Below are 15,345 nucleotides of genomic sequence, written 5' to 3' on the forward strand. Positions count from 1 at the left end.
CAGACAACTTTGAGTTTTAATACTCCTCTAATGTTTGCCATTGTTCTTTCTTTGTGTTGACTCAATGGGGATGCAATACTTGTATTTGCGTTTAAATTTAGGACGCCTTTTAACGGCCGTGAATTTAGGAGCCACAAATTTTTTGATGTTTTCAAGTGCCTTTGTTTCTTTTGTAGATAAGGGCGTGCATGTTTGATTAGAATCTGGTTTAACTGGAGTGGACAAAATGAGTTGTGGTATATTTTCTTCTTCAACTAGATGCAAATTGTTGCGTCTAGCCTTCATTGCTTCGTCTTTTTCTAGGAGTTCTTTGAGCTTGGCAAAATCTTTAGACTTTTTAAAAGCTTTTTGATTTTTCACCACACAGACATACTCTGCGCCCAGTCTTAGAGTCCATTTTCTGCCTACATCCTCTGCAATGATGTAATTACCCACCACCCTAGAATTAATGGGGTTATCATAGCCATCTACAACCTTGTAAGTGTAAGGAAATTTTGAAATAGCTAAGTCCCTATCAAATCTAAAGTAAGTGTATTTGCTATCATCAAAAATATCTAGGGCCTTCATAGCGACAGCATCGTCGTTAGGTTTCTTGTACAACCATAAGCTCCACCATTTGCGCTTTGCCCGTGGTTTTTGTACATATCCGCGTGAAATTTTGGCCTTTTCTATGAATATATGATTGACAGGATCACCAATCTTGATGTACTTTCCATCATCGTATTCTTTTGATGAATAATCTAGTTTTTTATAATCAGAGGGTGTAGAAGAGTTTTTTGGAGTAGTCTTAAGCGCCTCTAGTTGTAACGCTCCGATTTGACGCCTATTGGAAACAAAGACGGTAAAATAGGACTGCTTAGGACTTGTGAAGTGTACACTGAAAATATAAAAAGTATAAATCCTTCCACTGGCTCCTATAACCGTTAGGTTTGTATCTACTCCAATTAAAAGTGGCTTGATAACTAGAAGGTTGTTTAAACTATAGTGCTCGTTAGTAGGATAGGAAATCTCAAAACCACTCGGATCGCCTAAGCTCACATAAACGATCGGATCGTTATCAAAAATAAAAAGAGTGGTCATAGCATAACGCAACCGAATTTTATTAGTGTTACCAGCCACATACAAGATATTAAAGTTATTATCAGAAAGCTTCCTATCCTTTTTAAAAAAAGCCCACTGGATGGCTTTTAAATCCATAAGTTTTTGGACTTTTTCTGAATTTTCTTGTTCTTTGAAATCTTTAAGAGAGATAGATGGAGCTGGTTTGAGTCCGCCGGTCGTGTCTGTACTTTTGCTAGTCTTAGCATTGGCATCTCTATAAATACTGGGCATATTTGTATCTTGCGCGTAAACAATAGAACAAAACATTATAAATATTATATAATAATTGTAAATACAATAAAATACAATTTTTGTATTGTATGTTATATTCTTCCTAGAACTTTTAACCATTAGAAGTACTCATGGAGAATTTTTCTTATACCGGTAGTCTCCTTGTGTAGGAGCTAAAGAAGGCTTTTCTTGAATTTTACTCTTAGGAATATCTAAGACTTTATGCTGTTCATCTAACTCTTTGAGTGTTGCAATCTCTGTAACACTATACCCTTTGATTTCAAAGCCTGTGGGATTTAGTGGCATAGAAGCAAAATTAATTTTGATAGGCAAAAAATCATAAGTTAGAATCACCCTATAACGCTTCTTGCTTTCTAAAAGGCCTCGATCATACAAGTTTACCTCAATATCTGCATTGGCATAACCTTTCTTAATAATGGCAATATTAATAATTTTGACATCTCTAGTGAGATTCTCATTGGTATAAATGCTACTATCATAGGCCACTAGATTCTCAAAAGCCTTCCAAACATCATAAGAGCTTTGGTGGCGGATGATCTCAAAACGCTGGGCTTCATTCTCCTTAATATGGGTGATGCTTTCTCTGTTAAGAATATAAGCCCCTAAGAGCTGACGTACGAGCGCTTCATTGGCGCTGATTCTTTTATCTGCTCTTTGCACTAGAGCAAAATTTTGAGTAGAAGTTGCAAAGGTTACTAAATAGGGCTCTTTTTCTTTCAAAGGAAGAAGTACAATCAGACAAATAATTAATAGGCATGTAGTGATGAAGAAAAAAATAGAGATGATTAACAAATAATCTAATATCTTGCCCTCCATCTTAAATACTAGGCTGCTCTCTTGGACTTTTTCAAAAAGTACAGAGGTTTCTAACTTTTCTTTCTTTGTAAGAAAGCGTGAAAAGAAATTCATGAGTTGGGCGTGGCGTTTATCAATGGGTTCTTGTTGTGTATTCTGTGGATTAATCTCTTGGGATACTTGTTGCTCTAGGGACATTTGCTCACTCTCTTGAACTCTTCCCCAGATTTGATGCCTTTCAAATGCCACAGCTTGCTTTCCTATGTGAGTCTGTTTATTCTATAGCTTTGATCCACCGCACAGGGACTTTTAAGCATTTCATAGCGCTTTTCAGAACAGGCGCTTAGAACGAATACAATAATCAATATTGCGCCTAACCTAATTCTCATTGCTTGGCCTTGGAATAAAAAACATCTTTATTTTTTTCAATAAACTCGCTACACACTTTCCAATCAAGCGCGTAATTTTCAGGCAAATCTAGGTGCAAAGTATTTGCAATGTCTCTAGCAAAAAGAATAGCCTTAGGGCTGGGTGCTTTTCTGTTTTGCTCACCGGCTTTATTGTCCACACTCCTTCCATCATACAATCCAGCAATCTCTACACCTAATTTATCTTTGATCAACTCCATAAATTCTGTATAAGAGACTTCACCCTCTACAATCTTGTCTAACATTTCTTCGTTTCGCTTGGTAAAGGCTACATCTAAAATAAAATGGCTCTTGGTATCGTTTTGGAAAAAATCCACAATGCTTTTACCAAGTGGTGTAGGCTCAATGACTCTTTTTGATCCAGTTATAGTAATGTGATTTTTTCTTTCCAATTCAGGGATGTAGTTAGCATAGGTACTAGGTCTACCAATGCCATTTTTTTCTAAGACGCTAATAAAATCTGCCTCCATATAGGGAGTAGGAGCGGATTTTATCTTCTCTTTGAGAAACACTCCTGATAGTGGCACACTAGAATTTGGCACGAGATATTTAGTATCTATGCGAGATTTTAAGCAGTCATCGCTTTTTTCTTGATCAAAAAGACCCAGGTAACCTTTAAATTTTAGATACTTCGCATGGGCTACAAAGTCTATAGTTTTGATTTTAAAGAATATAGTAGTATTCTCATATACAGCACTTTTGCCTTGACTCTCTAGTGTTCTTTGAAAAATAAGCTTGTATAGAGCTTGAGCCTGACTATCTGTCATGCCTGCTTGGTTTAAAAACTCTTGTGTGTCTTCAAATCTGTGGCAATGGGTGATTCTAATGGCCTCATGGGCTTCTGCTTGGCTATTTTTTGCCTTGTAACTCCTGCGCTCATAAAAATTTGGATAAATAGACTTATAAAAGCTCTCTGCTTTCTCTAAAAACTCTTGGCTGAGCGTCTCTGCATCGGTTCTAATGTAGGTGATCAACCCTGCTTCAAAGAGCTTTTGTGCGTATTCTTGGACTTTCTTAGTGCTTAAAGCTAATTGGCTACTGCCTGCCTTTAAAAGGCTAGAGGTGATGAAGGGTTTAGGGGGGATTTCTTGTATTTCCTGTGTTGTTATGTTCATCAGAAGGGCTTTATAAGACAGATTTTCTAGAAGATGTTCTAAGGCTTTTTTAGCCTGTTCTTGATCCTCAAATTGATATGTCTTGTTGTCTTTGGCATGCTTAGCAATGACTTCTTGATCGCCTAACATGATCTTAGCTTGGAGCTGGTAGCTTAACTTTTGGTACGCTGGTAAGGCGTTGAAGCGCTCTATCTCAAGCGTTCTTTTCACAATAAGACCCAATGCTGGAGTCTTTACTCTACCTGCACTCTGCATGCTAGAGAGCTTTAATCCTTGTGTTAAATAGGGAGAAAGCGTGTAGCCTATGAATTGATCGGCTACTCTTCTTGCTAAGAAGCTATCATAGAGCTTAGTATTAGAACGCACAAAGAGTATAGCCTCTTTCATTCCCTTATGGATGCCGCTTTGTGTGATCTCATGAAATTCTGCCCGGTAAATTTCCTTAGCTAAATTTTTGATCTTCTCATAGAACATGTAGCCAATAGCATAACCCTCTCTGTCTGGATCTGTTGCAATGTAGACAACTTTGTTTCTACAAGCATTAATGATTTGGTTAATTTCTTTTTTCTTAGAGTCCTCCTTGTAATCAAAAATAGCGTGGAATTTTTTCTCTACCTCAATACTCTTAAGTTCCATAAAATGCCCCACAGTACTCTTAAGTTCCATAAAATGCCCCACAGTAGCAAAGACATTAGCCCCGGTGATAGTTTGGATTTTTTGATTTTATTAGGAGATTCAATGATGATAATTTTGTCTTTTCTTTCTAATCATCTGGATATTTCTCTTTCATCTCTTGTAGTTTTGCAACGGATAGAGCTGAGGTACTATAGATTTTAAGCAAATAGAGCTGAGGGTTTAAGTTGATGTCTAGAAAATTAGAGCCATTTTAAGTTGATTTCTTGAGTAGAATTTTTCTAGCGTTAGAACTCGTGTTTTTAAGAAAATTGATCTCATTCTCACTGAGTTCTATGCCATATTCTAGTAACTTTTGAATATTTGTAGTGGGAAAAATGATCAGAGTAGCGATGTTATCTACAATACTCTTAGAATTAGAAATTTCATCAAGTTGGTTCATATCTTGAAAAGCTAGAGCCAGTACACCATTAACCTTTCTAGCCTGAGTGAGCACTAGTTTGATTTTTTCAACCATGATATTGTTGTTTACATAGCTTCTGGCCTCATCGATAAACATAAAAAAGCCTTGATTTTGCTTTTTAGCCTGATAGATCATCTTGTGGAAAAGATACAGTGCAATCAATGAAGCGTTTTTATCATTCTGCACCACACTGTCCATATTGACTATAGTGAGCTTCTTAGAAAAACTTAGGCAGTCGTGGATTTGATTAAAAAGTTCGCTCTTAGCGTATTTTTGTAAGCGTAGTCTAAGGTTTGAATCGCTCTCTTGGATGGATTTTACAATTTCTAGCAAACCAAAAGAGGTGGTTGTGCTTTTCAGATACAGGAATGTATCCTCAATAACCTTGTCAATATTGAGTACATCTGCCATATCTTGTTTATTATCATCACTGATGTTGACTAAATAACTCAACCATGATTTTAAAAACTCTTTGTTTTCACTATCATTCTCTAAACTGAAAGGATTGATATAAAAGTTGCTTCCATCATTGTATTCTGCGTCCAAAAAGTCAGCCATCACGCGCATGCCGTTGAGACGATCTAAAGCTAGAATATTGAGGTTGTGATATTTGAAACAATTAGTGATAAGAAATTCCATCAAAGTAGTCTTACCGGCTCCTGTTCCACCAATGATAAGCGTGTGCCCTAAAACCATATCCTCTTTGGTGCGAACTTGCGTAGCGTGGAAATTAAATAGGAATGGCGAATAGTTCTGGTTTTTAAAAATTGTCAAGGGCATATCACCCCATGAATTTTTGTCTCTACCTGTTTCCTCTTTCTCTAGCATAATCATGGATGCAATGTTTTGTGAGCTCTGTAATCGCTTTCTGGCATTTAAATGGTTTCTACCCGGGAAAAAACTAAAGAACGCACACAGCATATTAATGCTCTCATGAACAGCTACTAAACCATGGCGTTTAAATGTATTGACGATTTCTAAGCTTTTTGTATCTAACTCCTCTTTAGATCTAGCTTGCACATGCACCATCAAAGAGACATATTGCATCAACACCCTATCTGTCTTGATAAGGTTATTAAGATGCTCTAGGGAAGGTCTGATGATCTCATTAACCCGTTTGCGCTTTTCCTCTATTTTCTTGATGCTCTTAGACTTAGGCAAGGTATCTATACTTAAAATCACATCAAATTCACTCTTTAAATGCAAAATACTAGAAATGGGGATACTTGAGATCGTATCGCTGTCATAGGCCTTAATCGCAATGATGCGTTTGTAGATAAGATGTCCGTTATAATCTTGGATGAGATGATCTTTCTTAAAAGTAACATGGCTAGCTATATGCCCATCATTAAGCACTTTATCACTAAATGTTAATGGCAAATACACGCCATTACTATATTCTGCATAAAACCTCAAGAGCTCTATGGCGTCTAATTTTTGAGGTGCAAGTGGAGTAAGAATTTGCACCAGATTATCTAGAATACTATTGAGAACAACCTCTTTATTTAGGTGTGTGTGGGTGGTTCTAAGTATTTTGCTTTTTTCTTGCCCGTTGTCTTTATGTGGATCACTAGAATCGTTTATATTCTCATCTTCTAGTGCGTCAGTGGTGATTGCCTTTTTTTGGCCTCTCTAAAAATCCTTTTAAATTATCACTCTTGGTTTCAAGAAGGAGCAAATAGGTATTTTGATAAACCTCCTCATTTTTCTCCCAAGTATTAATGATTTTGCGTGCGTAATGGTTTTGGACATGGCCATAGGTTTTATTGAATAAGAGTTTCCTTCTTCTAGCAATGACTTTAAGATGTATGAATTCACTGATCTCATTTAAAGCTAGAATGCGTTCACTTAAACATCTAGAAATAGCCTCTTCATTCAAACTTGAGTAGGGTACACCTTCTAGGCGGATGCTACCAACCAGATTCCCCTTCTTTGTCAAGAGGAAATAATCGTTATAAGCTCCTAAAATATTATTCTCTTCAGCCATAGAGTACATGGTGGGCAAGAATCCAAATCCAATTTTTTGTAATCCTCGCTTGAGAGCTTCTAAGCTAAACATATTTATACCCAGAGCTAAGCATAGTATGTCCTGGTATCATTCTTGAGCGTGAAGGTGTTTAGTAAAATAGCGGTGATATCTTCATCAAAGAATTCTAGAATGTAGAATGCGATGAGGAAAAAGAGCATTAAAAGCATGGCATGGAAAAAGGCAAAGGTTATGAGCCAACAAGAGGCAAAAAAACTAAAGATAAACGAATCTATATTTAAACCTAGAAACTTCTCTTTTTTAGAGATTTCTCTAATGTTTTCATTTTCCACATAAGCGATGTGTGCCATTGACAGAGCCCTCTAAAATAGCCAATTGGCAATGTCTTTGGCGTAAACGACGCTAACGGTAGCAAGGATGATCGTAACGCACTTCCATGCAATCTCTCCTAATCTATCCATATTCTTTAATGCATATACAGCCACTCCAATGACAATAATTGCTCCTATTGTTTTCATAAAATCGTTACTGACAAAGTTAACGATTTTTTCAAATTTTTCCTTCCAAGCTGAGGCTTGGAGTGTATATGGCAACAAGATATACATAACGCGCAGATTGTGTTTGAATTGCAATACCGATCCTTTCAATCCAATAGATAAATTATTTAGATAATCCTCTAACTATAACTCACAAAGACTGCAAAGTCAATATAACGGCAGTTATTGTTCACTTTGCATCTAAAAATAATAAAAAATCAAAGACTTAAAAACTCTTTCACTGCGCTATTACAACAACAAAAATAGATTATCTAAATAATTCGTCTGTTAGTAGCTCAACGGCGGTCTGTATGGGTCTGCTTGGCATGTTCTTTATGACTGATTCTGTAATGGCCGTTAAGGAAAGCAATTAGGTATGTCCCACCCTTAGATACAAAGATCCATCCAGCTCTAGATACAAGGTAACAGTTATGTTAAACTCCACACAATCGCCCTAACAAGCGATAAAAAAGCCCTATAGGAATCAGATGAAAATCGTTATAAAAGCCACACCAAAAACCCTATTTGAAACCCAAAAACCCCCTTTAACCTTACGCTCTCCGCTTTTTTATGTGGGTGATAAATATAAACTAATGCCCCAGCTAAAGCCTTTATTCCCAGCTCATATTAAAAGATTTATTGAACCCTTTGTAGGCGGAGGGAGTTCGTTTTTAAACACACCAGCCAAAGAATACCTACTTAACGATATAAACCCCTATCTCATTAACCTCCACCAGTCCCTAATCACTCAAGATTTTAACAATTTTCTAAACTCAATGCTTACAAAAATCCAAGCCTATGGGCTTTCTTGCTCTTTTATAGGCCATCTCCCCCCACTCCCTCTGCGTCAAGATCACAAAAAAACCTACTTTGCAAAATATAACAAAAATGCCTACAAGCGATTGCGGGCAGATTTCAACGCTCACAAACAAGACATGCGCTCTCTTTACTTACTCTTGATCTATGGCTTTAACCACATGCTACGCTTTAACTCTAAAGGGGATTTTAACTTGCCCGTTGGCAATGTGGATTTTAACCGCAATGTTGTGGGGGCTTTAAAAGCCTATTTTGAGCGCACCAAAACCCAAAAACTCCTATTCTCTTGTCTAGACTTTAGAGACTTTCTAGGGAAAATTGCGTTTCAAAAGGGGGATTTTGTATATTGCGACCCGCCCTATCTTATCAGTGGAAGCGAGTATAACAAGCTTTGGAGTATAGAACAAGAGAAAAATTTATATGCCATTTTGCGGGCTTTGGATGCTAAGGGTGTGGCGTGGGGATTTTCAAACCTAGCCACACATAAGAGGCAAGAAAACCCACTATTACTCGCATTTGCAAAAAATTACAAAATCTTTGAAATCCAAAGCAATTACATCACAAAATCTTTGAAATCCAAAGCAATTACATCAGTTTTAAAGATAATAGCAAATGTCTAAAAAACCCAAATATAAAATCCTATCCTTCAGCACAACCATGCGCAACCCCAAGCGTATTGGAGCGTTTTTAGAAGTACTTTCTAGATTTGAAAATTACCCTCTAACACATGCCGTGATTATAAGGATTGTTGCTACTTTGATTAAGGAAAAGCTTTATGAAACCGAGTATGAAAGACGCACTTATAAAGAGAAACTAAAAAATGACTCAGAATTTAGCGATGCCCAAATCCAAGAGATCATCACAAATTCGCCCCAAAAACACAAAGAAGCGGGCTTTGAGCGTGGATGGGAAAGCCGTTTTGACACTTGGTATAAACTCTCAAAAGAATTTGGCTTTTGTTACTATAGAATGGGTAAGCCAATTTTGATCTCTAAAACGGGGCATATGCTTATTAAAGCCATAAACACAGAAGGGGAAAATGGAGCTAGAGTTGCAAACATTTTCTTAAACGCACTAATTAAATACCAACGAAATAATCCCTTTAGGTGTGTGCGCAATGACAACGCTCCTCTGCCCTTGCTATTAAACACCATGCACACTCTTAAAGAACAAATAGGGGATTCTAAAATCCACACTCAAGAAATCCCCTTTTTGCTATGTTGGAAAGACAACGACCATAAGGCATTAGCAAACTATATACTAGACTTCAGATACACAAACCCACATTTTCAATACAGCGATGATCTTATCTATGAAAAAGCCCTAGAGCTCTTAGAGAGTTCTATGAAAAAGCCCTAGAGCTCTTAGAGAATACCAATACACGGCGCTTTAAAAAAGTATAAGTATGTGGGGAGGGTGTAGATGATTATATCCGCAAGATGCGCATGACACAGCTCATTACATTGAGGGGTGGGGGATTCTTCATTGACCTTAATCAGCACTATACCAACTATCCTAAGCACGGCGATAATGCATCTTATTTTGCCTACATGGGGACAATTGATAGCTACATTTTAGACATCCCTCCTAGTGTGGATAACACCACAAGAGAGAGCATCAAGATCCAAGCTCTAAACCATTTTGCCAAAACTTACACGCAAGAGCAAATCTTTAGCGAATTAAAAATCCTTGCTACTAAAAAAGCGAGCAAAGACACACTTTTAAAAAATATTCCTGAGCCGACACGGCTTGAGTTTCTTACAAGTATTGCCTTAAAGAAAATTTATAGAGATTTGGAAGTTTTGCCAAATTACAGTGTTGATGATGAGGGGCTACCTACAAGCCATGCAAGTGGAGGCAAACCCGATATTATTTGTGATGATTCTAGTTCTCATGCTATCACAGAAGTAAGCTTATTATGTGGACGGGCACAACTTTCTAACGAACTCATCCCCATTGCAAGGCACTTAGATGAGGAAAGCAAGCAACATAAAGATAAACACAACTTCGCCCTTTTTATTGCCCCTACAATCCATGGCGATTGCCAAAGATACGCTAGATTTGCCAAGCAAGATGAAAACCTAGAGATTTGTAACCTAGACATCAATAGCTTTATTAAAAAACTTAAAAATACAACTCATATTGCTGAGCTCTTGTATGTTTAATCTTTCTAACCGCAGATATACAGGGGCTAAAACAAAAATTCTAAATGAAATCGGCGCAGTGGTAGCGGGTATTTCAAGTATAAAGAACAAACCATACAAGGTATTCTTAGATGTCTTTGGAGGAACAGGCGTAGTGAGTGAATTTTTTATCCATAGGAGTACTTTCACGCATTTTATCCTTAATGACTTTTTACACGCTAACCATGCGATCTATCAAGCCTTTTTAGCACAAGAGCCTTTCAATGCAGTCCTTTTAAACTCTCTTTGTAAGCGCTACAACGCCCTTGAAAACCTAGCAGATAACTATTACTCTGAAAACTTTGGGGGTAAGTTTTTTAGCCCTCTAGATGCTAAAAAGATTGGTTTTATCCGCGACGATATAGACCACTTACTAAACAACCATGTTATCACTCTAAAAGAGTTTTATATTTTGCTCTCTAGCCTACTTTTTAGTGCAGATAAAATTGCAAACACCGTAGGGCACTATGATGCCTATAGAAAAAACACACCCTTGCAAGATAGGTTTAAGTTTGGACTAATTCAGCCCATACAAACCCCATATGCTATAGACATTCACAAGATGGATGCCAATACTCTAGCCAAAAACCTAAACATGCCCATTGATGTCGCTTTCGTAGATCCACCTTACAATTCAAGGCAGTATTCAAGGTTTTACCACCTTTTAGAAACGCTCACTAAAAATGACCAACCCAAACTTTATGGACAAGCTCTAAAGCCACAGCCTGAGAATATGAGCACTTATTGCAAAGTGAACGCAAAACTTGCCTTCAAAGACCTGATCCAAACTTTAGCGCAAAAGACAAAAGTTCTTGTTGTAACCTACAATAACACCTACACTTCCAAATCCAGCTCTAGCCAAAATAAAATCACACTTCAAGAGATTAGTGCGATTTTGCAAAGCAGTGGTAAACTTTCCACCTACGAATTTCCCTTTAAAGCTTTCAGTGCAGGCAAAACAGAGTTTAAAGCCCATAAAGAGTATATTTTCGTGTGTGAGGTGGTATGAGTGTTTTTGGTTTATTATTCAAGTTGTGGCACATATATTTGCGTGTGAAGTGCCCAAATGCTAAAGACATTTGGGCTTCCTAGGCTGATGTTGCCCGTAGGGAGAGTTTGGTTCTCACTCTGTGTCCCTATAGTAGGGATTTTACAGAGTTTGAGCTCCAACGCATTCCCTACAGGTCTCACACATCATATCTCCAAAGGCGTAACTTCCGACACTTCCTGCCGTAGATACGAATGTATGGGGACATTATACCACAAATTAGTGGCATTCATCCCACCCGCTAAAGACGAGTGGGATTTCTGCCAAAGAGTTTTTAAATACCCATTAACCACTTAAGCAAACCCCAACCATACTTTGATACTCCCAACACCCAACCTTTGCCTTACAAGCCATTTTAAAGCGATTTAAACGCTATCTTTGTTCTATTGCTTTGTCTTTAGCTTATCCTTGCTTATTGTCTTACTCCTTTTAGCTTATCCTTGCTTATTGTCTTACTCCTTATCTCATCCATTGCCTTTTTCTGTCTCTGTCCGTTGCTTTTCTCAACACACCACTTTGTCTTCCTCTCATTCCCTCCAAAGATTTGAGTGCTTCCTGATCGTGGACATTTTCGGACAACCTATCTAATCACTTCCACTTCAAAAGCCCTCACCTATCTAATCACTTCCACTTCAAAAGCCCTCTCTTGCACACAGCCAAAGTGCTTGTACGCCTTAACTTTACATCATTATAACATAATTTTATAAAATATTTTTGAGGTAGAGCTATGAAAGAAAACCATTACAAACTCAAAGGGGGGTTTGGGGGGCTTGCCCCCAAGATAAATCCTCATAAATGCCAAGCGTCAGCTTGGCTTACCTAGGCCTTTTGTGAGGAGTTTTCCTGATTTTTTTAAGTTTCGTATGCCTTTTGATTCTAATTTTACTAAATTTTAAGCATTTTAAGTTTTTTTTAAAATTTTTCTCGCGCGCATGTTTTTAACCTTTTTAAAAGAGCTTTGCTCTTTTTAACCTTTTAGACCCCTTGAAAAGCCCGTGTGGAAGGGAGTTCGTTAGGGGGTATCTCTCATTTGATGGATTTTTTCGCACTACAATGTAGAAAGGCTGAACAGATTATGGATATAGCAAAGCAAAAGCAACTTTTGATGGAGCAACTTAGTACTCTCCAGACACTCATCAATGCTGAAACAGATAACACATTTAAGGAGATGTTGAGGCAAGAAAAGGCTGATTGCCTTAAAGACTTGAAGATGCTGGTATCTTTGATGTCTGTACTTCCTGGAGATCAACAAGATAGAACAGAAAATTAGTACTCTCCAGACACTCATCAATGCTGAAACAGATAACACATTTAAGGAGATGTTGAGGCAAGAAAAGGCTGATTGCCTTAAAGACTTGAAGATGCTGGTATCTTTATACAAGAAAACACTATAGCAGACAATAACAGGCAAGAAAATACAATACAAGATATACCAATAGAACAAGCAAAGTCTTCACAACAGATTCAGGAAAATCAGGTTTCTATACCTCAAGAGGCTAAGTCCATACAGCATCAAGAACTTCAAGGGATAATTCCAACACAACAGGATCAAAACATCTCACATCCAGTCATTTCTGAAAAATACATCGCCTTCCACAACGATGTGAATTCTGTTAATCTAGGTAAACTAAGTGCATTGGAAACGAATTTACTCTTTGCTATTTTTAACAAACTCAAAGACAGACAAGATGAGCTCTTGGTGTTTGATCTTGATGAAATTGAAACAATGGTACATGCGGTTAAAATTAATCATAGTATCTTAAGCGGTGTTGTCAAAAGACTTTGGAAAAACATCAGAGTGGCTAATTTCTGGATACTCTACCCTCGTGCTGAAGAGAACATCATGCTCTTTAGGAAGTTTCGCATTAACTACCATGACACCCAAAAGACCCAAGTTAAGAGCATGGAAATCCAAGTAAACATGCCCTACTTTGGCTACTTACTTAACTTCTTGAATGCTAACTTCACTTCCTTTGAGCTCTTGGAGTTTCAAAATATCAGAGGGAAGTATGCTAAGACTCTTTATAGACTGCTTAAGCAATGGAAAAGTGTAGGTGTACCTCCTAGAATGGAGTGGGGCAAGTTTAGGGAATTGATGGGGATACTCAGAGATTACCAAGTAGGTGAAATTGAGATGCATATCCTCAAACCCGCTATCCAAGAACTCAAAAAGCTCCCTCAATTTGAATCTCTTTGCTATGAAAAACTCAAAACCAAAGGCATGGGCAATCGCATCACCCATATTCAGTTCTACTTCCAGCCCACCACTAAAACAAGCAAAGATAAAGAACAAGCCAAAAGAGATTTAAAAACCATTGCTTGGAAAATCAAAAGCCAACAAGTGATTGAACAAATCAAACGCTCTAAAAAGCAACGAGCAGAGCAAGCCAAACAAGAGGATAGTGTTATGGAAATCTTAGGGGCGGCTTTTAGCAAACCCCAAGATCCTAGTATTGTGCTTGTCATTGATAGCATACACCCTACTCTAAAGGGCTATAATTTTTTAGCCAAGTTCTACCAGAATGGCCAACAGATTGATGAGAGAAGTGCCACCCTAGCTAACAAAGAAATCTTACTAGAGAGTTTTGCTAGAGCTGGTTATCAAAGAATAGACTTAGCTCAGCAATCACAGCAAGTTGATCAAACACCACAACAACCACCAGATTTAAATCCTAAAGACGATCTGACAGACTACATTGGACGCAATCTTTACATGAGCAAGAATGGTGTACCTGCTAGCCTTAAGATCAAAGACATTGCTAGATTAAAAAATGGAACGATCCAAGTAGAGGTGAAAGATGTGGACAAACCCCGCAAATCTTTAAATCCTTTTAAATTTGAAAACGCAGCGCATTTTAAAAATTGGTTTAGAAAGTTTGCAGAATAAAAGTATTGTATGGTAATGTGTTTTTAAATATTGTATGGTAAATACATGTATTGTATTTTATGTTATATAATTTTGTTGTAAAGTATGGTAATTTGTTGTAAAGTATGGTAAAATATGGTAAATACAAGTAAGGTAATTCTATGATCATCACCATTGCTAACGAAAAAGGTGGGAGTGGAAAAAGCACCCTATGTATTAACTTAGCCCTGCAGTTTCTAGCAGAACAAAAAGACATTGTGGTACTAGACACCGATCCCCAACAGAGTGTAGAAGTATTTGTTAATATCAGAAGCGAAACGAGTTTGCCTATCTTTCCTCTATTTAATAGAACTGGCAATATCACAGATACCCTTAAGCAGATGGTTGGCAAGTACCAAATTGTTATAATTGACACTAAGGGCGAGCACTCCAAAGAAAGTCAAAGAGCAATTTTACTTAGCGATCTTGTTTTAATCCCAACAACACCTAGTCAACTAGATAGCGCTGTGCTTTTGGACATGTTAGAAAGAGTCCAAGATTTACAGGCACTCAATGAAAAGCTAAAAGCGTTGGTTCTTATCAATAGAATACCGCCAATCCCCACTCTTAAAGAAAAACAGGCTTTAGTAGAATTCATTGAGCAAAACAACACTAACAACAGGGTGCTTCTTTTAAAGAACCACTTAAGTGAGCGCATCGCCTTTAAGCGTAGCATATCAGAGGGGCTTGGTGTGATGGAATGCGGCGATGTCAAGGCAAAGAGAGAATGGGAGCAGTTTTTTAACGAACTAACATCCCATCTACCCCAGTCTATGCCAAATAAGGATAAAAGCCATGCGTTGTGAAGTGCCCAAATGCTAAAGACATTTGGGCTTCCTAGGCTGATGTTGCCCGTAGGGAGAGTTTGGTTCTCACTCTGTGTCCCTATAGTAGGGATTTTACAGAGTTTGAGCTCCAACGCATTCCCTACAGGTCTCACACATCATATCTCCAAAGGCGTAACTTCCGACACTTCCTGCCGTAGATACGAATGTATGGGGACATTATACCACAAATTAGTGGCATTCATCCCACCCGCTAAAGACGAGTGGGATTTCTGCCAAAGAGTTTTAAAAATACCAT

General features: G+C 37.7%; 14 protein-coding genes. 7 read left to right on the plus strand and 7 right to left on the minus strand.

The window, feature by feature from the left end:
• Positions 1-27 precede the first annotated feature (27 nt).
• The 7 genes from OO773_RS09530 to OO773_RS09555 form a co-directional block, all read right to left on the minus strand.
• A complete protein-coding gene (locus tag OO773_RS09530) occupies positions 28-1,368 on the minus strand; it encodes a TrbG/VirB9 family P-type conjugative transfer protein (protein ID WP_006564734.1) in 1,341 nt (446 codons plus the stop codon).
• Positions 1,369-1,461: 93 nt separating this feature from the next.
• Entirely contained in the window at positions 1,462-2,397 is a 936-nt protein-coding gene (locus tag OO773_RS09535; RefSeq protein WP_232088950.1) for a type IV secretion system protein, read from the minus strand.
• Positions 2,398-2,533: 136 nt separating this feature from the next.
• Positions 2,534-4,357 (minus strand): type IA DNA topoisomerase, encoded by a 1,824-nt coding sequence (locus OO773_RS09540; RefSeq protein WP_264828756.1) that lies wholly within the window; start codon positions 4,355-4,357, stop codon positions 2,534-2,536.
• A 220-nt stretch (positions 4,358-4,577) separates the two neighbouring features.
• The gene (locus OO773_RS09545; RefSeq protein ID WP_406600095.1) at positions 4,578-6,254 is read right to left on the minus strand and encodes a VirB4 family type IV secretion/conjugal transfer ATPase; all 1,677 of its coding nucleotides are present in this window, start codon (positions 6,252-6,254) and stop codon (positions 4,578-4,580) included.
• A 136-nt stretch (positions 6,255-6,390) separates the two neighbouring features.
• Positions 6,391-6,846, minus strand: coding sequence for a hypothetical protein (locus tag OO773_RS10175; RefSeq protein WP_406600096.1), 456 nt, complete (start codon positions 6,844-6,846; stop codon positions 6,391-6,393).
• 14 nt (positions 6,847-6,860) lie between these two features.
• Positions 6,861-7,124: a hypothetical protein gene (locus OO773_RS09550; RefSeq protein WP_006564729.1), complete on the minus strand. Its 264-nt coding sequence runs from the start codon at positions 7,122-7,124 to the stop codon at positions 6,861-6,863.
• 12 nt (positions 7,125-7,136) lie between these two features.
• Entirely contained in the window at positions 7,137-7,379 is a 243-nt protein-coding gene (locus OO773_RS09555) for a TrbC/VirB2 family protein (protein WP_034376208.1), read from the minus strand.
• Between the two features lie 395 nt (positions 7,380-7,774).
• Between OO773_RS09555 and OO773_RS09560 the strand changes: the two genes are divergently transcribed.
• The 7 genes from OO773_RS09560 to OO773_RS09590 all read left to right on the plus strand — a co-directional run bounded on the left by OO773_RS09560 (position 7,775) and on the right by OO773_RS09590 (position 15,068).
• The gene (locus OO773_RS09560; protein ID WP_264828776.1) at positions 7,775-8,746 is read left to right on the plus strand and encodes a DNA adenine methylase; all 972 of its coding nucleotides are present in this window, start codon (positions 7,775-7,777) and stop codon (positions 8,744-8,746) included.
• Positions 8,739-9,485 carry an AlwI family type II restriction endonuclease gene (locus OO773_RS09565; protein ID WP_264828757.1) on the plus strand — a complete coding sequence of 249 codons (747 nt, stop codon included), beginning with the start codon at positions 8,739-8,741 and terminating at the stop codon, positions 9,483-9,485. The genes OO773_RS09560 and OO773_RS09565 overlap by 8 nt, the downstream gene beginning before the upstream one ends.
• A gap of 86 nt (positions 9,486-9,571) precedes the next feature.
• The gene (locus tag OO773_RS09570; RefSeq protein WP_264828758.1) at positions 9,572-10,291 is read left to right on the plus strand and encodes an AlwI family type II restriction endonuclease; all 720 of its coding nucleotides are present in this window, start codon (positions 9,572-9,574) and stop codon (positions 10,289-10,291) included.
• Positions 10,284-11,318 carry a DNA adenine methylase gene (locus OO773_RS09575; RefSeq protein WP_034376868.1) on the plus strand — a complete coding sequence of 345 codons (1,035 nt, stop codon included), beginning with the start codon at positions 10,284-10,286 and terminating at the stop codon, positions 11,316-11,318. Before OO773_RS09570 ends, OO773_RS09575 begins: the two co-directional genes overlap by 8 nt.
• A gap of 1,072 nt (positions 11,319-12,390) precedes the next feature.
• Positions 12,391-12,627, plus strand: coding sequence for a hypothetical protein (locus tag OO773_RS09580; protein ID WP_264828759.1), 237 nt, complete (start codon positions 12,391-12,393; stop codon positions 12,625-12,627).
• Between the two features lie 366 nt (positions 12,628-12,993).
• Entirely contained in the window at positions 12,994-14,244 is a 1,251-nt protein-coding gene (locus OO773_RS09585; protein ID WP_264828760.1) for a replication initiation protein, read from the plus strand.
• A gap of 140 nt (positions 14,245-14,384) precedes the next feature.
• The gene (locus OO773_RS09590; protein ID WP_073115518.1) at positions 14,385-15,068 is read left to right on the plus strand and encodes an AAA family ATPase; all 684 of its coding nucleotides are present in this window, start codon (positions 14,385-14,387) and stop codon (positions 15,066-15,068) included.
• The last annotated feature ends 277 nt before the right edge of the window (positions 15,069-15,345 follow it).

It is taken from the genome of Helicobacter suis HS1 (assembly GCF_026000295.1).
GTDB lineage: Bacteria > Campylobacterota > Campylobacteria > Campylobacterales > Helicobacteraceae > Helicobacter > Helicobacter suis.